Here is a 20,204-nt window from a genome sequence, read left to right as displayed (position 1 = left end):
CGGCGCCCCCGGCTCTGCACTACGGCAGGATCACTCCCCCACCAGCTGGTTCCAGTGGCCGGTGACCGAGAAGATGCCGGTGCCCGGGACGGTGCCGCCCGGGACCCGTCCGTAGGACGTGACTGCGGTCTTCGAGCCGTTGAACTTGCTCATCGCGTACTGGTAGACCGAATCGGTGTCGTTGTCGAAACCGGTCACCAGCGTGCCGCCCTTGTCACCGCACTCCCTGGCGGCCAGCGACTCGTAGGCAGCGAAGCCGGCGCTCCGGACGAGCTTCAGGACCGGCTTGGTCGAGGCCGCGGCCGGGATCCGGACCGTCCACAGCGCACCGGCCTTGGTGGTCATCAGCAGCGTGTCGTACGTCGGGGTCTCGGAGATCACGGTCATCGCCTTGAAGCCCTTGAAGCCCGGGAAGTGACCGAGGGCCCGGAAGGTGGCACCCGACGCCGCGTAGCGGTACAGGCTGCCGTTGGTGCTCAGCCCGTACAGGTACGAGCGGTTCGGCGCGGTGATGGCGTAGTTCGACGTCACGAGCTGGGTGAAGCTGGTCCAGCCAGAGCCGATCCGCGCGTACGTCGGCCGCGGGTTGTCGGTGTCGAAGTAGGTGACACCGCGGTACAGCGTGCCGTTCTGCACGAACAGGCTGTGGTAGTAGAGGTGCGCGTCGGTCTGCACGCCGTACCACGTCGTGTTGAGCCGGGTGCCGACGAACGGGAAGTCCGCGTAGAACTCACCGCGCGGCGGCCTGCCCGGCGTGACCACGACGTCGCTGATCCCCGGCCTGGGGGTGTTGAAGCCCACGTCCTGCACGCATCCCGTGGAAGCGAGCTTGGTGTTCGGCGTGGTCTTCAGGTTGCCGTTGGCCGGGTTGGCGATCGCTGGCGTCGGGTTGGACCGGACGGCGGCGGTGGCCGGGCCGGCGGCGGCCGTGGCGGCGAGCATGCCGACCCCGGCCAGCGCGAGCGCGAAGCGCTGCAATTTCATACTGGGAGTCCCCCTCAGGACATGAACGACCTCGATGAGCCTCGAGATCGTGCGCGAGCATAACGCGCGCGGGGACAGAACACGCCGCGATTGCACCTTGTTGCAACGATTCCAGGCTAGACCGCCTCGACGACCGTGACCTTCATCCGGTTCGAGAGCGTGAAGCCCAGCGCGTTGTAGAGGCGGATGGCGATGGTGTTGGCGCCGCCGGTGTGCAGGAACGGGGTTCGGCCGGTTGCGGTGATGTGTGCGGCGACCGTGCGGATCAGGCGGCTGGCCAGACCCTGCCCCTGGTACGACGGGTGCGTGCAGACCGCGCTGATCTCGGTGTGGCCAGGCAGCGCGAACCGGGTGCCGGCCATCGCAATCAGCTCGCCGTCACGGCGGACGCCGAGGTACGTGCCGAGCTCGATGGTCCGGCTGCGGAACGGACCCGGGTCGGTGAGCGCCACCAGGGCGAGCATCTCGGGGACGTCGTCCGGCCCGAGGACGACCGCCTCCGGGTCCGCGGCCGGCAGCGACTCCGGCGCGACGAACTGGACCAGGTCGATCTCGGCCTCGATCTTGAAGCTGTCCGGCACCGGCAGCGCCGAACGCATCAGCGCCGCGCTCTTGCCGGAGCCGACGAGGACTGCCGCGTCGGCCCAGTCCTGCTCGGTCGGTTCGTCGGGCAGGGCGAGGAACGGCGCCACGGCCGTCGGGTAGCGCCGGGCGTCGCCGCGGATTTCCGCGAAGGAAGCGTGCGGGCCGCTCAGCGCGGCGTGCACGGGATTGCGCAGGTTCATCAGAAGCCCAGTTTGCGCAGGTGCTTCGCGTCTGTCTGCCAGTTCTTCGCGATCTTGACGTGCAGGTCGAGGTACACAGGCGTCCCGAGCAGGGCCTCGATCTGCCGCCGGGCCGCCGCACCGACCTCGCGCAGCCGGGCGCCCTTGTGGCCGATCACGATGCCCTTCTGGCTCTCCCGCTCGAGGAAGATGTTCGCGTACACGTCCAGCAGCGGCTTGTCCTCGGGGCGGTCCTCGCGCAGGTTCATCTCGTCGATCGTCACCGCGATCGAGTGCGGCAGCTCGTCCCGGACGCCTTCCAGCGCCGCCTCGCGGATCAGCTCCGCGACCAGCGTCTCCTGGGGCTCGTCGGTGATGTCGCCGTCCGGGTACAGCGCGAAGCCGTCCGGCAGCAGCTTCACGAGCTCGTCGGCGACCAGGTCGACCTGGTACCCCGAGGTCGCGGACACCGGGACGATCGACGCCCACTCGATGCCGACCGACTCGCCGAGCGCCTGGATGTCGGCCAGATGCGCGACCATCCGGTCGGGCTCGACCAGGTCGGCCTTGGTGGCGAGCGCGACCTTCGGCGTCTTCGCGACCTTCGCCGCCTCGCCGACCAGGAAGCGGTCGCCGGGTCCGATCTTGTCGCTGGCCGGCAGGCAGACCGCGATCACGTCGACCTCGGCCCAGGTGGTCTTGACCAGGTCGTTCAGCCGCTCCCCGAGCAGGGTGCGGGGTTTGTGCAGCCCGGGCGTGTCGACCAGGATCAGCTGCGCGTCCGGGCGGTGCACGATCCCGCGGACGGCGTGCCGCGTGGTCTGCGGCTTCGACGAGGTGATCACGATCTTCTTCCCCACCAGCGCGTTGGTGAGGGTGGACTTGCCCGCGTTCGGCCGGCCGACGAAACAGGCGAAGCCCGCCTTGAAGTTCTCAGGTGTGGACGACATCGCGGACCTCTCCAGTGCCGAGGGCAAGGACTACAGGGATGTTCGCGCCGGCGAAGTGCCTGACCACGTTGACGTCGGCGGTTTCGGCAGCAGCCTGGTCGGTGACCACCGCGGCCGCCTCCAGACCCTTCACCCCGGACGCGAGCGCCATCGCCACCGCCAGCTGCAGCGCGGTCAGCTCGACGGTGTCGAGGGCGACCGTGCAGGCGGCGTACGTCCGCCCGTCGGAGTCCCGGACAGCGGCTCCTTCCGCGGCCCGGGTCCGGGCGCGCGCGGCGCGGGCGAGCGTGACGAGTTTGGCGTCTTCCGCCGAGAGGTCCGACAAGGTGATTGCTCCTAGGCGATCAGGCGTGCTGGTGGTTCTGGTCCTGGGACTCCGGCGCGGGTTCCTCGCGCCGTACCAGAACGGTACCTACCTGGTTGCGGCGGCCCGACGGCCGCTCCGCGGTCAGCGACAGGCCCTCGATCGTCACCTCGGCGCCCGGGATCGGCACCTTGCCGAGCAGCTTGGCCATCAGGCCGCCCACGGTGTCGACGTCGTCGTCGTCCAGCGGGACGCCGAACAGCTCGCCCAGCTCGTCGATCGGCAGCCGGCTCGACACCCGGTAGGCGCCGTCGGACAGGTGCTGCACCGAGTCCGGGTCCTCGTCGTACTCGTCGGTGATCTCGCCGACGATCTCCTCCAGGATGTCCTCGATCGCGACCAGCCCCGCCGTCCCGCCGTACTCGTCGACGACGATCGCCAGGTGCATCCGGGCCGCCTGCATCTCGCGGAGCAGCTCGTCGACGGGCTTGGAGTCCGGGACGTACATGCACGGCCGCATCACCGACTCGACCCGCTCGGTCGACTCGGCCTGGGCGTTGTCGTACACCCGGCGCATCACGTCCTTGAGGTAGACGACGCCGACGATGTCGTCGAGCGACTCGCCGATCACCGGGATCCGCGAGAACCCCGAGCGCAGCGCCAGCGAGGTGAGCTGGCGGAGCTTCTTGTGCCGCTCGATGTAGACCATGTCGGTCCGCGGCACCATCACCTCGCGGACGATGGTGTCGCCGAGCTCGAACACCGAGTGGATCATCTGCCGCTCGCCGGACTCGATCACCGCGGACTTCTCCGCGTAGTCGACCAGCGCCCGCAGCTCGGCCTCGGTCGCGAACGGGCCCTCGGCGAACCCCTTGCCCGGGGTCAGCGCGTTGCCGAGCATGATCAGCACCTTGGGCAGCGGACCGAGGATCCGGGTCACCGCCATCACCGGGCCGGCCGACAGGATCGCGAAGCGGTCCGAGTGCTGCCGGCCGAGCGTCCGCGGGGCGACCCCGATGATCACGTAGGAGACCAGCACCATCACCACGGCGGTGATCAGGATGTGTTCCCAGGTCACCTCGAGGACCCCGGACAGCGCCTGGGTGACGAGCACGATCGCGGTGATCTCGCAGCTCAGCCGGAGCAGCAGCAGCGAGTTCAGGTACCGCGGCGCGTCGGACAGCAGGTCGCGCAGCTTGACCGCGCGCAGGTTGCCCTGCTCGACCTGCTCGTTCGCCCGCACCTTCGAGTACGACGACAGTGCCGCCTCCGCGCCGGCGAACAGCCCGGCGAGCAGCACCAGCACCGCAGCCACAACCAGCAGGACCAGGTCGTGGGAAGTCATCGCGGTATCACGCCTCTAGCCGGTTGCCAGGTGCGCGCCATGCTTCCAGCAGGCGGCCCTGGACGTCCCACATCTCCGCCTTCTCGGCGGGTTCGGCGTGGTCGTAGCCGAGCAGGTGCAGGATGCCGTGCACCGTCAGCAGCTCGAGCTCGGCCCAGGTGCCGTGGCCGGCCTTCGCGCCCTGCGCGGCGGCGACCGTCGGGCAGAGCGCGATGTCGCCGAGGTGGCCGAGCGGCAGGTCGTCGTCCGACTCGCCGTCGGACCCCGGCCGCAGCTCGTCCATCGGCCACGACATCACGTCGGTCGGCCCCGGCAGGTCCAGGAACTCGACGTGATACCGCGCCATGGTGTCCTCGTCGACCAGCTTGATCGACAGCTCACACTCCGGGTGCAGCCGCAGCGACGACATCACGAACCGGCTGAGCCGCATCAGTCCGTGCGCGTCGATCTCCACGCCGGACTCGTTGTTGACCTCGACGTTCATCGGTGGGAATCAGCACTGCCTTCGTAGTTTTCGTACGCCGACACGATCCGGCCGACCAGCTTGTGCCGGACCACGTCATGCGATGTCAACCGGCAGAATGCCAGATCCTGCACGCCGTCGAGAATTTCCTGCACCACCTTGAGGCCGGAATTGGTGCCGTTCGGCAGGTCGACCTGGGTGACGTCGCCGGTGACGACCATCTTCGAGCCGAACCCGAGCCGGGTGAGGAACATCTTCATCTGCTCCGGCGAGGTGTTCTGCGCCTCGTCCAGGATGATGTAGGCGTCGTTCAGCGTCCGGCCGCGCATGTAGGCCAGCGGCGCGATCTCGATCGTGCCGGCGGTCATCAGCCGCGGGATGGACTCCGGGTCGAGCATGTCGTGCAGCGCGTCGTACAGCGGCCGCAGGTACGGGTCGATCTTCTCCGACAGGGTGCCGGGCAGGAACCCGAGCCGCTCACCGGCCTCGACGGCCGGCCGGGTCAGGATGATCCGGTTGACCTCCTTGGCCTGCAGCGCCTGGACCGCCTTGGCGACCGCCAGGTAGGTCTTGCCGGTGCCGGCCGGGCCGATGCCGAAGACGATCGTGTTCTTGTCGATGGCGTCGACATAGCGCTTCTGGTTCAGCGTCTTCGGCCGGATGGTGCGGCCGCGGCTGGACAGGATGTTCTGGGTCAGGACCTCGCGCGGGGACTCCGCGGTGGCCTGCTTGATCATCGCGATGCTGCGCTCGACCGAGTCCGCGGTCAGCCCGTGGCCGGTGCGGACCACCGCGACCAGCTCGTCGAGGAGGCGCTCGGTGAGGGCGAGCTCGGCCGGCTCACCGACGAGCGTGATCTCGTTGCCGCGGACCATGATGTCGGCGGCGAACTCCTTCTCGACGATGCGGAGGAACTCGTCCCGGGCTCCGAGCAGGGCCACCATGTCGATGCTGTTCGGCACGACGATCTTGTGCGACGCCTGCGTGCTGGCGGCGGCGCCGGCCACCGGGCCGTTCGCGCGCGCCTCCGGTTCGATACTGCGTGGCCTGGACAGGCTCTTCCTCCTGAGATCAGTGGTGTTGACCCTGTCCATGCTAGCCGCCCCGTCCGACACCCTCACTCGAAATTCCTCCGGACACGCCTGGCCTCGCCGCCGGCGCCCCGGTCGTGGGCGTGATCCGGGCCGCGTCGGCGTTGGCTGCGAGGACCGCGCTCAGCCGGTCCAGCTAGCTGCGCCCCGGCGCGGAGCCCGGCTCGGCGGAGGCGCGCTCGAGCCCGATCCGGCGGTCGCGCTCGGTCGCCCATTCGCGGGTCGGGTGCAGGTTGACGGTCACGCCGGACGCGGCCGGCGGCTTGTCGAACTCGTCGGCGTGCGTGTTCTTCCCGTCCGCGATTCCTACCGCATGCATCGGCGTGAACACGTGCAGCGACTGCACCGGCGCGGCCGGATCACCGTCGTACACCGAGTCCTCTCGCCACGCGTGCGCGCCGGAGTAGCTGTCCTGCAGGGCGTGCGCGGCCGCGCCGAGATGCGTGAACTCGGCGTCCGACGCACCGTGCGCGACGGCGAGTTGCTCGTGGACGTACTCGACGTTCGTGGCGAGGTTGTCCCAGCCCTTGCGGTACGGGTCCGCCATGAAGTGTTCGCGTTGCGCGTTCGGGTTCGCGTACGCCGAGTGCGTGGTCGGCCCGGGTCCCGCGTACGGATAGGACAGTCCCATCCCCTTGAAGTTCTCGATCAGGCCCGCACCGACCGGGCGGTCCTGGTGTGCCTGGGCCCTGTCGAGCGCGGCGGCGTACTCGTCCCGCCGGAGCCCGTGGAGGGTCCCGTCCGGGGCGGACAGGTGCTGGTACAGCCGGGCCACCGCGGCGTACGTGATGTCGTGATGACCCGACCACGAACCGTCGCCGCGCTGCTTCATCCCCTCAGAATTCCATGTTTCGGGCCACGGCTGTTGTCAACCTGGGACAGGGTCTTTGCGTCGTCTTTTCGTGGCACAACCGGCCGTGGTGTACGAAGAGTGCGTGACACATGAGTCCTCGTGGGATGCCGACGAGGCGCTGACGGCTGTCTACACCGCGCACTACACCTCGCTGGTCCGCCTCGGGGCCCTCCTGCTGCGCGACACCGGGGCGGCGGAGGAGATCGTGCAGGACGCGTTCGTCGCGATGCACGGCCGCTGGAACCGGCTGCGCGACCCGCACAAGGCGCTCGCGTACCTGCGGACCGCGGTGGTGAACCGCTGCCGCTCCCGCCAGCGCCACCTGGTGGTGGTGGACAAACACACCCCGAAGTCACTGCCCGACGAGCCCAGCGCCGAACAGGCCGTCCTGCGGACCGCGGAGACGGACCGGGTGATCGAGGCGATGCGGACCCTCCCGGAGAAGCAGCGCACCGTGATGGTCCTGCGGTACTACGGTGACCTGTCGGAGGCCGAGATCGCGGACACGATGGGCATCAGCCGGGGATCCGTGAAGAGCCACGCCGCGCGCGCGAGCAAGTCGCTGCGCCAGCTCCTGGAGCAGACCGTATGAACGACAATCACAACGACCCGTTCGACGAGCTGATGCGGCGCGCTCTCCACGAGGAGGCGGACCGGATCGAGCCGTCCGACGCGCTGCCGGAGATCCGCGCCCGCGCGCACGCCCAGCGCCCGGCCGCGCGGCGCCCCTGGCTGATGACCGCCGGCCTGGCCGCGGTCGGCACCGCGGCCGCGATCGGCGCCTTCACCGTGCTGAACGGCGCCGACGACACCGCCAACGACGGCGACGAGGTCGCAGGCCCCGGTACGACGGTTACGGCAACCGGCGCACCGCAGAGCCAAGCGCCGTCGGTCTTACCCGCCTCCCCCGAACCGTCCGCGGCGCCCACCCAGCCACCGAGCGCATCCCCCTCCGCGAAGACCGCGGGACCGACCGACAGCGGCGTCACGGAACCGTCCGTCAGGAGCGCCGTCGTACCGGTCTACTGGCTCGGTCAGCAGGTCGGCGCGCGGGAGAAGTCCGCCGTCCGGCTGTACCGCACCTGGGCCAAGGTCAGCGGCCGCCCGGCCGAGCAGGCGGTCCGGATCATGACCTCCAAGCAGCCGAGCGACCCGGACTACTACTCGGTCTGGCGCGGCGCGGCGCTGAACACCGTGACCCGCTCGGACGGCGTCGTCACGGTCGACTTCAAGGAGCTCCCGAAGGCGACGCTGGACAGCAAGCTCGCGAGGCTTGCCGCTCAGCAGCTCGTCTACACGGTCCAAGGCGCGCTGGGGGACAACCAGACGCCGGTCCAGGTCACCCAGGCCGGCCGCTCGGTGCAGAAGCTGTTCGGCCAGGTCGACGCCAGTACACCGCTGGGACGCGCCCAGGCCGCGGAGGTCCAGGCGCTGGTCTGGATCGACTCACCGATCGAGGACCAGGCCGTGGAGCCCAAGCTGACGGTCCAGGGCGTGGCCTCTGCCTACGAGGCGACGGTCAACTATCAGGTGACGAACCTGAAGACCCGGGAGACGAAGAAGAGCTTCGCCAACACCAAGGAAGGCCAGAAGTTCTCGTCGTACTCCTTCCAGCTCACACTCAGCCCTGGCCCGTGGCAGCTCAGCGTGTACCTCGTGTCGCCGGAGGACGGCCGCGTCACCGACACCGACACCAAGTCGATCCTGGTCAAGTAGCCGGCAGAACGATCGTGAAGGCGGCGCCGCCTTCCGGTGCCGGTCCGGCGGTCAGCGTGCCGCCGAGGCGGGTGACGAGGCCGTGCGCGAGCGCGAGACCGATCCCGGACCCGACCGGGCGACTGCCGCGGTACTTCCGGTTGAGTACGCCGGGCCGGAACGCGACCGCGTAGTCCTCCGATGCCAGCCCCGGACCGCCGTCGCGAACCTGGATCGCGACGGCGCCGCCCGGCTGCCGGCTCAACGACATCGTCAGCTGCGCACCGGCCGGCGTGACGCGGAGGGCGTTCTCCGCGAGACCGTCGAGCACCTGGCGGATGCGCCGTGGATCGGTGGTCGCGACCGCGGGCTCCGGCGGAAGTTCCAGGCGGAACTGCACGCCCTGGCCGGCGCAGCGGACACGCCACACCTCGGCGCAGGCGATGAGCGTCTCCCGCAGATCGACCCGGGCGAGATCCAGCTGGAACTGGTCGGCCCCGATCCGCGCGAGATCGAGCAGATCGCTGACCAGCCGTTCGAGTCGCAGCGACTCGCGCTGGATCACTTGGCCGGCATGCCGCGGGTCAGGTGCGACGCCGTCCGCGAGCGACTCCGCGAATCCGTGGACGGCGGTGAGCGGCGTCCGGAGCTCATGGGAGACCGACAGCAGGAACTCACGCTGCCGGGCCTCGCTGTGCCGCAGCGCCACCGACAACTCGTTGACCGCGTGCGCGACCTCGGCCACCTCGGTCGGTCCCTCCACCGGTGCGTGCAGGTCGCGTCGCCCCTGGCGCATCGCGGCCGCGACGTTCGCCGTACGGCGTAATGGGCGCCCCAGCAGCCGCCCGAGGACGGCGCCCGCCACCGCGGCGACCAACAGACCGGCGCCGAGCGCGACGAGGATGTTGCGCAACAGGATGCGCCGCGTGTCGCCCGAGAGCCGGACCGGCTCGACCAGAGCAAAGCCGGAGTTGTCACCCAGACCACGGGCCTCCACCAGGTAGTCCGTGCGACCGACACGGACCTCGGTGGAGATCTGCTGCGCTTCGCCGATCGCATCGAGCCCGGCGGCACTCGCTGCTTGCGTGGACTGTGGATCGGTGGACTGCAGCCCGCGCCGAGGCAACTGCAGCACGACGACGATGCCCTGCCCGCGGACGACCTGAGCTACCCGTCCGAGCCCGGCCGCGCGCGGACCGAGGCCGCGCTGGTCCACCTGGCCGGCGATCACGTCGGCCTGGGCTGCCAGCGACTGCTGCAGGACGTTCTGCGCCGACCGCCGCGCCAGCCCGGCCATCACCAGGCCGGCGACCAGGACTGCGACCCCCGCTACCGCTACGCAGGTCAGCAGGATCCGGTTGGTCAACGAGCCGCGGCCGACCGGGACCGCCGCCCGCTCGTCGGCGGCGAGCACCTGCGCCATCAGTCGAGGTCGGCAGCGTAGCCGACGCCCCGGACGGTGCGGATCGGGCTGGCGGGACCGAGCTTGGCGCGGAGCTGGGCGATGTGGACGTCGACGGTCCGCGTGCCGGCGGCGGACTGGTATCCCCACACCGAGCTCAAGAGCTCGTCCCGCTCGAACACCCTGCCCGGTCGCCGGAACAACTGCGCGAGCAGGTCGAACTCGGTGGACGTCAGACTCACCTCGGCGTCCCCGGCCCAGGCCCGTCGCCTGGTCACGTCCACGCGTACCGCGCCCACAGCCAGCACCTCGGCGGCGGTCACCGTACCGGATGCACGCCGCAGAACGGTCCGGACCCGCGCGGCCAGCTCCCGTGGGCTGAACGGCTTGGTGATGTAGTCGTCCGCCCCGAGCTCCAGCCCGAGCAGCCGGTCCACCTCGTCGTCCCGCGCCGTGACGAACAGCACCGGCGTCCAGTCCCCCGCCGCCCGCATCGTCCGGCAGATCTCCGCGCCGTCCTTCCCGGGCAGTCCGATGTCGAGGATCACCGCGACCGGACGCATCCGCCGCCACGCGGCGAGCGCGGCTTCGCCGTCCGACTCGATCCGGACGCCGAAGCCGTCGCGGCGCAGGTACAGCGCGATCACCTCGGCGATCGCCGCCTCGTCCTCGACCACCAGGACCAGCCCGCGACCGGCAGCGGTCATCTTCTGCTCCTGGGGATTCGCGGTCAGGGTGCGTCGTCCCCGGCCAGCTCGCGATCGATCGCGTCAAGGGTAGACCCGATCCCATCCAGCTCCTGCTCCGGCGACCCCACCTGTTGGGTCGCCGGAGCCTGGCCGGACCCCTGCTCTCCCGGCCGGTCGGCGGAGCCGCACGCGGACAGCCCGAGGACGATGCCCGCCGTACCGATGAGCACGACCAGCGCCTTGCGTGTCACTTGGCCACCTGGCAGTGCTCGGTCTTGAAGGTCTCCAGCTTCGTCTTGACGGTGCCGAGCTGCGTCAGCCGCTCGGTCCGGCGTTGCGCCCGCTGCTCCAGCCGGGCGGCGGCCTTGTCGTGTCCCTTCGCCTTCTGCGCGGCGGCCCGCGCCTTGAGCCAGGCCACCGAGCCCTTCACGTCGGCGCCGCCGTTGATCCGGGCCGTCAGCTTGTCCCGGCGGGCGATCAGCTTGGGCAGGAGTTCGGCGCACAACTTCTGCGACTCCTCCGGGCTCAGCGTCACCGGCTTGTACGACGGGGCGGGGGTCGGCGTGGGAGTCGGGTCGGCGGACGCGACCGTCGTACCTCCCACGAGACCACCGACCAGGACGGCAGCCGACGTACCGGCTGCGAGTGCGCCGCGTACAGACCTGTGCATGGTGTGTGCTCCTCGTGCTCGTTCGTTGTGATGGAACGAGACTCCCCGACGGGAATTCGAGGACGATCGGCGCTGTGTTCGGGGTTTGTAAGAGTTGCTCAGTCGGCGCGGTCGATGGTGGCGGCGAGCAGGCCGGGGAAGGCGGAGTCGAACTCGGGCCGGCGCAGGCGGTTGAGGCGGCGGGCGCCTTCGTCCCGCTGCTCGATCAGCCCGGCGGACCGCAGGACGGCGAAGTGGTGGCTGGCGGTCGCCTTCTTCACCGGCAGGTCGAACGTGCCGCACGCGCGCGTCCACTCGTCGTGCACGGCCAGGTCCCGCAGGATCGACCGCCGCACCGGATCCGCGAGCGCGGCGAGTGCGACCTGCAGCGGCACCTCGTCCGGGTCGGCATGGGTGAGTGTGCGGGCGCGGGCTGACTCGACGGGCATGGTCCGATCCTTGTGTTCGGTTGCTGTCTAACAGCGTACGCCGCGGATCGTCACAGCCAACGTGAGCGCGCCAGCAGCGCGGCGGCGGCCGCGACGCCGGCCGTCGAAGTCCGCAGGACGGTGTCGCCGAGGCGGACCGGCTCCACGTCGAAGGCCTTCAGCTCCGCCGGGGCGATGCCGCCCTCGGGGCCGATCACCATGACGACGTCACCGGTCGCGGCCGGCTCGAGCGACGCCAGCGGGACGGTGGCTTCTTCGTGCAGTACGACGGGAAGCGCGGCGCCGGCCAGCAACGCCGCGACCTCGGCCGTGGTGGCGAGCGGAGCGACCTCGGCGAACCAGGCCCGCCGCGACTGCTTGCTCGCCTCGAACGCCCAGGCGCGCCACTTCACGAGCATCTTCTCGACCCGCTCGGGGTTGGCCCGGAACTGACTGCGCTCCGCGTTCCACGGCACGATCACGTCGACGCCGACCTCGGTCAGCATCTCCACGGCCAACTCGGCCCGCTCGCCCTTGGGCACCGCCTGCACCACGACCACCCGCGGCGCCGCGGCGGGCAGACTCCCGCGCTCGTCGACGGCCACCGTCACACCGGTCTTGCTCGCCGTGACGACAGGCCCCTCGGCCCAGGCGCCGCGCCCGTCCGTCAGGCGAACACGCTCCCCCGGCCCGATCCGCCGTACGACGGCCGCGTGCCGACCCTCGGCCCCGTCGAGGGTCAGCTCGGCACCGGACAGGTCTTCCAGGTGGAAGACCGCGACTCCCATCTAGTGGGCGCCGAAGGCGTCGCGGAGGCGGCCGAAGACGCCCTTGTGGGTGGCCTGGACATGGCCTTGCGGGCGCTCCTCGTCGCGGATCCCGGCCAACTGCTTCAGCAGGTCGGCCTGGGCGTCGTCGAGCTTGGTCGGCGTCTCGACGATCACCTGGACGATCAGGTCGCCGCGACCGGCGTGCCGCAGCCGCGGTACGCCGCGGGCGGACAGCGTCATCGCCGTGCCGGACTGCGTGCCGGGTCGGATCTCCAGCGGGGTCGTCTCACCCTCGAGCGTCGGCAGGTCGATCGTCGTACCGAGCGCCGCCGCGGTCATCGGCAGCGTCACGGTGCAGTGCAGGTCGTCGCCGTTGCGGGTGAAGATGTCGTGCGGCTCGACCTCGATCTCGACGTACAGGTCACCGGCCGGGCCGCCGCCCGGGCCGACCTCGCCCTGACCGGACAGCTGCACGCGCGTCCCGGTGTCGACGCCGCCCGGGATCTTCACCGTGACGGTCCGCCGGGACCGCACGCGGCCGTCGCCGGAGCACTCGACGCACGGGTTCGGGATCGTGGTGCCGTAGCCGCGGCAGTTCGGGCACGGGCGCATGGTGCGCACCTCGCCGAGGAACGACCGCTGCGTGTGCGTCACCTCGCCGCGACCGTGGCAGATCTCGCAGGTGACCGGCTCGGACCCGGCCGCCGCGCCGGACCCGCTACAGGTCGGGCACAGCACGGCGGTGTCGACCTTGAGCTCCCGGGTCGTCCCGAACGCGGCCTCGGCCAGGTCGATCCGCAGCGGGATCAGCGCGTCCTGACCGCGCCGGGTCCGCGGCCGCGGCCCGCGGGTCGCCCCGCCGGTCTGGCCGAAGAACGCGTCCATGATGTCGGTGAACGTGAACGCCTGGCCGAAGCCGGCGCCGCCCGGCCCGCCGCCCGCGGCCGCGAACGGGTCGCCGCCGAGGTCGTGCATCTGCCGCTTCTGCGGGTCACTGAGCACCTGGAACGCGCGCCCGATCTCCTGGAACTTCTGGTGCGCGTCCTCGGAGTCGTTCACGTCCGGGTGGTACTGGCGTGCCAGCTTGCGGTACGCCTTCTTGATCTCGTCCGGTGACGCGTCACGGCTGACACCTAGGACGGCGTAGTAATCGGTGCTCATACTCCAGACCAGGGGGTTGATAGCAAAATCGTCATGACTCAGCCAGGATCTGGCTGACGTAGCGCGCGACGGCCCGTACGGCGCCCATCGTGCTCGGATAGTCCATGTGCGTCGGTCCGACGATGCCCAGCGTGGCCAGCACCTCGGACTTCGAGCCGTAGCCGGTCGCGACCACCGAGGTCGTCGCGAGTTCCTCGAAGGGGTTCTCGTGGCCGATCCGGACGGTCAGCGTCTGCGGGTTGGTCGCCTCGCCGAGCAGCTTGAGCAGGATGACGTGCTCCTCCAGCGCCTCCAGCACCGGCTTCACGTTCCGCTCGAAGTCGTCGCCGTACCGGGTCAGGTTGGCGGCGCCGCCGACCGCGATCCGCTGCTCGCCGACCTCGTCGGTGAACGCCTCCAGCAGCGTGGTGACGATCGCCGCGACCAGTGGCCGGTCGGCCGGCGCGAACAGCTCCGGCACACCGGCCAGCGAGGCCGTCGCGTCGGTCAGGCGCTGACCGGCCAGCGCCGTGTTCAGCCGGGACCGCAGGTCCGCGATCAGCTGCTCGTCGACGTCGTGCGGGTGCTCGACGTGCCGCTGCTCGACCCGGCCGTTGCTCGTGATCAGCACGAGCAGCAGCCGCCGCGGGCTCATCGTGACGACCTCGATGTGCCGCACGCTCGACCGGTTCAGCGACGGGTACTGCACGATGGCGACCTGGCGGGTGATCTGCGCCAGCAGCCGGACGGTCCGGCGGACCACGTCGTCCAGGTCGACCGCTCCGGCCAGGAACGACGTGATCGCCTTCTTCTCGGCGATCGAGAGGGTCTTGACCGTGCTCAGCTTGTCGACGAACAGCCGGTAGCCCGCGTCGGTCGGGATCCGGCCGGCGCTGGTGTGCGGCTGGGTGATGTACCCCTCTTCCTCCAGCGCGGCCATGTCGTTGCGCACGGTGGCCGGGGAGACGCCGAGGTTGTGCCGATCGACCAGAGTCTTCGAGCCGACCGGCTCATGGGTGGCCACGTAGTCCTCGACGATGGCGCGGAGAACGTCCAGCTTGCGGTCGTCGAGCACGCGCACCACCCTCTCGGCCTCTTGGCACTCAATCCTTCAGAGTGCCAGTCTAGGCGGTCTCGGGCGACGCTCCCAACGGAACGGCCTCGGGGCGCGTCACTGTACTGGCCACATCAAGCGGCTGATCCTGCACTGCGGAGTCGACGAACGACTCGAGGACGTCGAGCACGTGGTAGGCCAGCTCGCCGCTGGCCCGGTGCGGCTCGCCGGTGCGCACCGCCCGGGCCATGTCCGCGACGCCGACCCCGCGCCCGGCCCCGGCGTACCCGCCCGAGACCGGTACCTCGGTCCACTCGCGCTGCTCCGGGGTCACGATCTCGACGGTTCCGTCGAAGCCGTTCGGGTCCGGTACGGACAGGCTGCCGTCCGTGCCGTGGACCTCGATCCGCGGCAGCCGCCCGGCCCACACGTCGAACGACATCAGCACCGTGGTCAGCGCGCCCGACTCGTGCTCCAGCACGCCGGTCACGTGGGTCGGCACCTCGACGTCGAACACGGTCCCGGCCCGCGGCCCGGTGTGAATCTTCCGCTGCTGCTTCGCCCGGCCGGCGCGGGCGGTCACCCGCACGACCGGCCCGAGCAGCGTCACCAGGCTGGTCACGTAGTACGGACCCATGTCGAGGACCGGGCCGCCGCCCGGCTGGTAGTAGAACTCGGGCGCCGGGTGCCACAGCTCGTGGCCTGGCGTCACCATGAACGCGGTCGCCGCATGCGGGGCGCCGATGTCACCGCGGTCGATCACGGCCCGGGCAGTCTGGGTGCCGGTGCCGAGGACCGTGTCCGGTGCGCAGCCGATCCGCAGGTCGTTGGCGGCGGCGTACTTGAGCAGCGGCTCCGCCTCGGCGCGGTCCATGGCCAGCGGCTTCTCGCCGTACACGTGCTTGCCGGCGGCCAGCGCGGCCTGGTGCACAGCGGCGTGGGCTGCCGGGATGGTCAGGTTGAGGACGATGTCGACGTCGTCGGCGGCGTACAGCTCGTCCGGCGTCAGCGCGCGGATGCCCTCGTTCGTGCCGGCGATCGCCTCGGCGCGGCTGCGGTCCAGGTCGGCGACCGCGACCACGTCGACACCGGGGAGCTTGCCCAGGTGGTCGAGGTACGTGCCGGAGATGACGCCGGTCCCGACGATGCCGACGTTGGTGGTCTGCCCTGTCACTTGCTCGCCCACAGCAGCCCCCGCTCGATGATCGTGCGGACCTCGGGCGTCTCCAGGTCGTCGAGCTTGTGACCGACCGTGCAGACGAAGACCTTGCCCGCACCCCAGGTGCGGGTCCAGACCGCCGGCATCACGGCGCCCTCGATCCACGGGTAGTCCGGGTGCGCCTCGAACGTCGTCGTGGCCAGGACGTTGTTGGTCGGGTCGTAGTGGATGTAGTACTGCTCGGTGTGCACGTCGAAGTGCGTGATGCCCTCGACGATCGGGTGGTCGGCGACCACGTCGACGCGGTAGTCGGTGAAGCCGTGCGGGTGCGAGATGAACTGCCCGCCGGTGATGAAGCTGTAGTCCACGTTCTTCCGGAACGAGTCGGCGATGCCGCCGTGCCAGCCGGCGAACCCGGTGCCGCGGCGGATCGCCGCCTCCAGGCCCTTGAAGTGGTCCTGCTCGATGTCGCTCATCGTCACGCACTGCAGGACGAGGTCGACGCCGTCCAGGTCGAGATACGCGGCGGTCGTGTCGGAGACCGTGACGTCGAACCCGTTCTCCTTGAGGAACGGGATGAACAGGTCGGTCGCCTCGACCGGCGAGTGCCCTTCCCAGCCGCCCCGGACCACCACAGCACGTCGTGTCGTCACACCGGCCACCCTTCGAAAGTTTCGAGATTCCGTTCGGAACAGTTGCGACTCTAGGTCCCGATGAGAAGGGTTGCCAACCATTAGGCTCAAGGGATGGGCTGGAAGTTCTGGAAGCGGGAGAATCCGATGGATCCGCAGGAGATGCTCGCGCGCGGGCATGCGGAGGCCAACAGCTTTCCGGCGCCGCCGCGGCCGCAGGACACGTTGCCGGTGGGCTCGTTCGGGATGACCGTCGAGGACGTCTTCTCGATCACCGGCCGCGGCACCGTGGTGACCGGCCGGGTGCAGGCCGGGACTGTCTCGGTCGGCGAGCAGGTGCTGCTCACCCGCGCCGGGCAGCCGATGCTGCAGGTCGAGGTGACCGGCGTCGAGATGTTCCGTAAGACGGTGCAGACCGCGAAGGCCGGCGACAACGTCGGCCTGCTGCTGCGCGGTGTCAGCCGGGACCAGGTGCTCAAGGGCGATGTGCTGAGCAAGTAATCTCGACGGCATGAGCGCTTGGGCCGAGATCGGCGATCGCACCTGGGTCCGCCGGTACGACGAATGGGACCTGAACGTCGGCCTGGTCGTCGGCGCCGACGGCGCGCTGGTGATCGACACCCGGGCCACCACCGAGGAGGCCGAGCAGCTCCGCGAGCACATCCGCGAGCTGACCGATGCGCCGGTCACCTGGGTCGTCAACACCCACGCCCACTTCGACCACGTGGCCGGCAACAGCGTCTTCACCGACGCCACCGTCTACCTGCACGAGAACGCCGCCGCCGAGGAGGACCTGGCCGGTACGACGTTCGCGGCCGCCAAGGTGATCGACCTCGGCGACCGCCGCGTCGAGCTGCTGTACGTCGGCAACGGGCACACCTCCGGCGACACCGTGGTCGCCGTACCCGACGTGGACGTGTTCTTCGTCGGCGACCTGCTCGAGGAGTCGGCGCCGCCGTCGTACGGCGAGGACTCGTTCCCGCTGGAGTGGCCGGACACGATCCAGGCCGTGGTCGGCATGATGCCGCAGGACGTGAAGATCGTCCCGGGCCACGGCGCGGTCGTGGACCTCGAGTTCGCCCATGACCAGGCGATCGAGCTGGGCAAGGTCGCCAACACGATCTCCACCCTGCACCACGCCGGCACCCCGCTCGAGGACGCGCTGAAGCACACCGAGGACTGGCCCTGGCCGGTCGACAAGCTCCAGGAAGCGATCCGCCGCGGCTACCACGCTCTCGGCACGCCGCAACGCCCTACCCTGCCCCTGGTCGGCCCTGGTTAGACCATTCGGGTAGTTGTCCGTTGACACGACGTCATCCGGTCGCGCAACTTGTTCGGAACGGACAACGCCCGACCGGATGAGGTGGGATCAGATGGCCCAGCAAACTGTTCACCCGGACGGACGAGTCGAACTGGCTGATCCCGACGTGCTCGCGGACAGCCCGTACGCGAACGCCGAGCTCGCCCCGACCCGGCTGCCCGAGCGCACCTGGACGACGTACAACTACGCCGCGCTGTGGATGGGGATGGCGCACAACATCCCCAGCTACCTGCTCGCGTCCGGCCTGGTCGCGCTCGGGATGAACTGGCTGCAGGCGTTCCTGACGATCACCCTCGGGAACCTGATCGTGCTCGTCCCGCTGCTGCTGAACAGCCATGCCGGGACGAAGTACGGCATCCCGTTCCCGGTGTTCGCGCGGGCGTTCTACGGCGTCCGCGGCGCGAACCTCCCGGCGCTGCTGCGGGCCTTCATCGCGTGCGGCTGGTTCGGGATCCAGACCTGGATCGGCGGGCAGGCCATCTACGTGATCGTCGGCGAGCTGTTCGGCAAGGGCTGGACCGACGCGCCGGCGATCGGCGGGCACCCGTGGACGATGTGGCTGAGCTTCGCGTTCTTCTGGGTGCTGCAGATGGTGCTGATCCTGCGCGGTATCGAGGGCCTGCGCCGCTTCGAGAACTGGGCGGCCCCGCTGGTGACGGTCGCGTTCGTGGCGCTGATGGTGGCGATCCTGGTGAAGGCCGGCGGGCTCGGGCCGATCCTGTCGCAGCCGTCGAAACTCGGCTGGGACGCCGACTTCTGGAAGATCTTCGCGCCGTCGCTGATGGGCATGATCGCGTTCTGGGCCACGCTGTCGCTGAACATGCCGGACTTCACCCGGTTCGGGAAGGGCCAGCGGCAACAGATCTGGGGGCAGATCATCGGCCTGCCGACCACGATGTCGTTCATCGCGCTGGTCTCGATCATCACCACGTCCGGCACCGTCGTGCTGTACGGCTCGGCGATCTGGGACCCGGTCGAGCTCACCCGGCGCTTCGAGAACCCGGTGATCGTGACGATCGGGCTGATCATGGCGATCCTCGCGACGATGTCCTGCAACGTGGCGGCCAACGTCGTGAGTCCGTCCTACGACTTCGCGAACGCGTTGCCACGCTGGCTGAACTTCCGGACCGCGGGCCTGCTGACCGGAGTGATCGGCGTCGTGATCCAGCCGTGGCGGCTGATCTCGGACCCGTCGATCTACATCTTCGTCTGGCTGTCGTTCTACGGCGGGCTGCTCGCCTCGGTGGCCGGCGTCCTGATCGCGGGCTACTGGGTGCTCGACCGGACGAACCTGGCGCTCGCCGACCTCTACCGGCCCGGCGGCCGCTACTGGTACAGCGCCGGCTGGAACTGGCGCGGCGTCGTCGCCACACTGTTCGGATCGCTGCTCGCGGTCGGCGGCGCGTACTCGAACCCGGGCGCCGGCCCGTTCCCGGCCGACGGCCTGATCCCGTTCCTCAAGCCGCTGTACGACTACTCGTGGGCGGTCGGGCTGGTCGCCGGGTTCCTGGCCTACTACGCGCTCACGCTCACCGCGCCGAGCCGGGCGTCAACACCGACCACGACCGCTCCCAGTTATTAGCATTGGCGCGTGGCTGACAGGTATGGGAACGACGTACTCGCGGGTGACTGGCGCAAGCCCAAGAACGGGCGGACCGTCGAGGTCGAGATCGAGAAGGGCATGGTCGTCGAGGAGCCGAGCTCGGGCTTCGTCGGCGCGATCGTGCGCTGGGAGCACGGCGTCGTCGACCTCGAGGACCGGCACGGCAAGATCCGCACCTACCCGCTGGGCCCGGGGTTCTGGCTCGACGGCAAACCGGTCAGCCTGAAGCCGCCGAAGAAGGCCGGCCCGGCGAAGAAGACCCGGACCGCGTCCGGATCGGTGGCCGTCGACAACGTCCGGGCCAAGGTCGCACGGGCCAGCCGGATCTACGTGGAGGGCCGGCACGACGCGGAGCTGGTCGAGAAGGTGTGGGGCGACGACCTGCGGATCGAGGGCGTCGTGGTCGAGTACCTCGAGGGCGTCGACGACCTGGTCCAGATCGTCAACCGGTTCCAGCCCGGGCCCGGGCGGCGGCTCGGCGTCCTCGTCGACCACCTGGTCGAAGGGTCGAAGGAGTCGAAGATCGCGGCCCAGGTGACGGACCGCTACGTGCACGTCGTCGGGCACCCGTTCATCGACATCTGGGAAGCGGTCAAGCCGTCGTCGGTCGGTATCAAGGCGTGGCCGCGGATCCCGCACGGCCAGGACTGGAAGAAGGGCGTGCTGCAGGCGTTCGGCTGGCCGGCCACCGACCAGGCCGACGTCGCCGCGGCCTGGAAGCACATCCTGTCCAAGGTGAACAGCTTCGCCGACCTCGACCCGGCCCTGCTCGGCCGCGTCGAGGAACTCATCGACTTCGTGACTCTGGACTAAGAGGTCCCGCCAAGAGCTGACCCCTGCTACGCGTCGGGGTGGGGGCTGGGGGGGGGCGGAGCACGGGGGGCGACCCCCCGCGGGCCAGGGCCGGA

23 protein-coding genes and 1 pseudogene are annotated in these 20,204 nt (G+C 70.1%); 6 read left to right on the top strand and 18 right to left on the bottom strand.

Annotation, left to right across the window (positions count from 1 at the left end; genetic code table 11):
- Window positions 1–30: 30 nt before the first annotated feature.
- The 8 genes from AB0I12_RS21135 to AB0I12_RS21100 all read right to left on the bottom strand — a co-directional run bounded on the left by AB0I12_RS21135 (window position 31) and on the right by AB0I12_RS21100 (window position 6,733).
- Window positions 31–984, bottom strand: coding sequence for a hypothetical protein (locus AB0I12_RS21135; protein ID WP_359932207.1), 954 nt, complete (start codon window positions 982–984; stop codon window positions 31–33).
- Between the two features lie 116 nt (window positions 985–1,100).
- Window positions 1,101–1,769: a GNAT family N-acetyltransferase gene (locus tag AB0I12_RS21130; RefSeq protein ID WP_359932204.1), complete on the bottom strand. Its 669-nt coding sequence runs from the start codon at window positions 1,767–1,769 to the stop codon at window positions 1,101–1,103.
- Entirely contained in the window at window positions 1,769–2,698 is a 930-nt protein-coding gene (era, locus tag AB0I12_RS21125; protein WP_359932201.1) for a GTPase Era, read from the bottom strand. The genes AB0I12_RS21130 and era overlap by 1 nt, the downstream gene beginning before the upstream one ends.
- On the bottom strand, window positions 2,682–3,023 hold the full coding sequence (locus AB0I12_RS21120) for a cytidine deaminase (RefSeq protein WP_359932198.1): 342 nt from the start codon (window positions 3,021–3,023) through the stop codon (window positions 2,682–2,684). Before AB0I12_RS21120 ends, era begins: the two co-directional genes overlap by 17 nt.
- A 19-nt stretch (window positions 3,024–3,042) precedes the next feature.
- Window positions 3,043–4,347 carry a hemolysin family protein gene (locus AB0I12_RS21115; RefSeq protein ID WP_359932195.1) on the bottom strand — a complete coding sequence of 435 codons (1,305 nt, stop codon included), beginning with the start codon at window positions 4,345–4,347 and terminating at the stop codon, window positions 3,043–3,045.
- Window positions 4,348–4,354: 7 nt separating this feature from the next.
- Window positions 4,355–4,831, bottom strand: coding sequence for an rRNA maturation RNase YbeY (gene ybeY, locus AB0I12_RS21110; protein WP_355485772.1), 477 nt, complete (start codon window positions 4,829–4,831; stop codon window positions 4,355–4,357).
- The gene (locus AB0I12_RS21105) at window positions 4,828–5,754 is read right to left on the bottom strand and encodes a PhoH family protein (protein WP_359933107.1); all 927 of its coding nucleotides are present in this window, start codon (window positions 5,752–5,754) and stop codon (window positions 4,828–4,830) included. Before AB0I12_RS21105 ends, ybeY begins: the two co-directional genes overlap by 4 nt.
- Before the next feature lie 283 nt (window positions 5,755–6,037).
- Window positions 6,038–6,733, bottom strand: coding sequence for a hypothetical protein (locus tag AB0I12_RS21100; protein WP_359932192.1), 696 nt, complete (start codon window positions 6,731–6,733; stop codon window positions 6,038–6,040).
- A 103-nt stretch (window positions 6,734–6,836) separates the two neighbouring features.
- On the opposite strand from AB0I12_RS21100, the gene AB0I12_RS21095 reads away from it, so the two are divergent.
- A complete protein-coding gene (locus tag AB0I12_RS21095; protein WP_359932189.1) occupies window positions 6,837–7,346 on the top strand; it encodes a SigE family RNA polymerase sigma factor in 510 nt (169 codons plus the stop codon).
- Window positions 7,343–8,470 carry a Gmad2 immunoglobulin-like domain-containing protein gene (locus tag AB0I12_RS21090; RefSeq protein WP_359932186.1) on the top strand — a complete coding sequence of 376 codons (1,128 nt, stop codon included), beginning with the start codon at window positions 7,343–7,345 and terminating at the stop codon, window positions 8,468–8,470. Before AB0I12_RS21095 ends, AB0I12_RS21090 begins: the two co-directional genes overlap by 4 nt.
- Here the strand turns inward: AB0I12_RS21090 and AB0I12_RS21085 are convergent.
- The 10 genes from AB0I12_RS21085 to AB0I12_RS21040 form a co-directional block, all read right to left on the bottom strand.
- Entirely contained in the window at window positions 8,463–9,872 is a 1,410-nt protein-coding gene (locus tag AB0I12_RS21085) for a HAMP domain-containing sensor histidine kinase (protein WP_359932183.1), read from the bottom strand. The genes AB0I12_RS21090 and AB0I12_RS21085 overlap by 8 nt on opposite strands.
- The gene (locus tag AB0I12_RS21080) at window positions 9,872–10,558 is read right to left on the bottom strand and encodes a response regulator transcription factor (RefSeq protein WP_359932180.1); all 687 of its coding nucleotides are present in this window, start codon (window positions 10,556–10,558) and stop codon (window positions 9,872–9,874) included. The genes AB0I12_RS21085 and AB0I12_RS21080 overlap by 1 nt, the downstream gene beginning before the upstream one ends.
- 23 nt (window positions 10,559–10,581) lie before the next feature.
- The gene (locus tag AB0I12_RS21075; protein WP_359932177.1) at window positions 10,582–10,791 is read right to left on the bottom strand and encodes a hypothetical protein; all 210 of its coding nucleotides are present in this window, start codon (window positions 10,789–10,791) and stop codon (window positions 10,582–10,584) included.
- Window positions 10,788–11,210, bottom strand: a complete 423-nt coding sequence (locus AB0I12_RS21070; protein ID WP_359932175.1) for a hypothetical protein — start codon at window positions 11,208–11,210, stop codon at window positions 10,788–10,790. Before AB0I12_RS21070 ends, AB0I12_RS21075 begins: the two co-directional genes overlap by 4 nt.
- Window positions 11,211–11,308: 98 nt before the next feature.
- Complete coding sequence (locus tag AB0I12_RS21065) at window positions 11,309–11,638, bottom strand: helix-turn-helix domain-containing protein (RefSeq protein WP_359932172.1); 330 nt, start codon at window positions 11,636–11,638, stop codon at window positions 11,309–11,311.
- Window positions 11,639–11,688: 50 nt separating this feature from the next.
- Window positions 11,689–12,405 (bottom strand): 16S rRNA (uracil(1498)-N(3))-methyltransferase, encoded by a 717-nt coding sequence (locus tag AB0I12_RS21060; protein WP_359932169.1) that lies wholly within the window; start codon window positions 12,403–12,405, stop codon window positions 11,689–11,691.
- A complete protein-coding gene (dnaJ, locus tag AB0I12_RS21055; protein ID WP_359932166.1) occupies window positions 12,406–13,548 on the bottom strand; it encodes a molecular chaperone DnaJ in 1,143 nt (380 codons plus the stop codon).
- A gap of 31 nt (window positions 13,549–13,579) precedes the next feature.
- Entirely contained in the window at window positions 13,580–14,602 is a 1,023-nt protein-coding gene (gene hrcA / locus AB0I12_RS21050; protein ID WP_359932164.1) for a heat-inducible transcriptional repressor HrcA, read from the bottom strand.
- A 49-nt stretch (window positions 14,603–14,651) separates the two neighbouring features.
- Window positions 14,652–15,755 carry a Gfo/Idh/MocA family oxidoreductase gene (locus AB0I12_RS21045; RefSeq protein ID WP_359932161.1) on the bottom strand — a complete coding sequence of 368 codons (1,104 nt, stop codon included), beginning with the start codon at window positions 15,753–15,755 and terminating at the stop codon, window positions 14,652–14,654.
- Window positions 15,752–16,393, bottom strand: a complete 642-nt coding sequence (locus tag AB0I12_RS21040; protein ID WP_359932158.1) for a ThuA domain-containing protein — start codon at window positions 16,391–16,393, stop codon at window positions 15,752–15,754. Before AB0I12_RS21040 ends, AB0I12_RS21045 begins: the two co-directional genes overlap by 4 nt.
- A gap of 177 nt (window positions 16,394–16,570) precedes the next feature.
- Between AB0I12_RS21040 and AB0I12_RS21035 the strand changes: the two are divergent.
- The 4 genes and pseudogenes from AB0I12_RS21035 to AB0I12_RS21020 form a co-directional block, all read left to right on the top strand.
- Window positions 16,571–16,870, top strand: a pseudogene (locus AB0I12_RS21035) (EF-Tu/IF-2/RF-3 family GTPase); the annotation flags it as partial.
- A gap of 13 nt (window positions 16,871–16,883) precedes the next feature.
- Window positions 16,884–17,654 (top strand): MBL fold metallo-hydrolase, encoded by a 771-nt coding sequence (locus AB0I12_RS21030; protein ID WP_359932155.1) that lies wholly within the window; start codon window positions 16,884–16,886, stop codon window positions 17,652–17,654.
- A gap of 91 nt (window positions 17,655–17,745) precedes the next feature.
- Window positions 17,746–19,275, top strand: coding sequence for an NCS1 family nucleobase:cation symporter-1 (locus AB0I12_RS21025; protein ID WP_359932152.1), 1,530 nt, complete (start codon window positions 17,746–17,748; stop codon window positions 19,273–19,275).
- Window positions 19,276–19,284: 9 nt separating this feature from the next.
- A complete protein-coding gene (locus tag AB0I12_RS21020) occupies window positions 19,285–20,109 on the top strand; it encodes a DUF3097 domain-containing protein (protein ID WP_359932149.1) in 825 nt (274 codons plus the stop codon).
- Window positions 20,110–20,204 lie beyond the last annotated feature (95 nt).

It is taken from the genome of Kribbella sp. NPDC050459, from assembly GCF_040655315.1.
In the GTDB taxonomy this organism is placed as follows: Bacteria; Actinomycetota; Actinomycetes; order Propionibacteriales; family Kribbellaceae; genus Kribbella.
The sequence above is the reverse complement of the archived record's forward strand: the minus strand, read 5'-3'. Positions and strand labels throughout refer to the sequence as shown.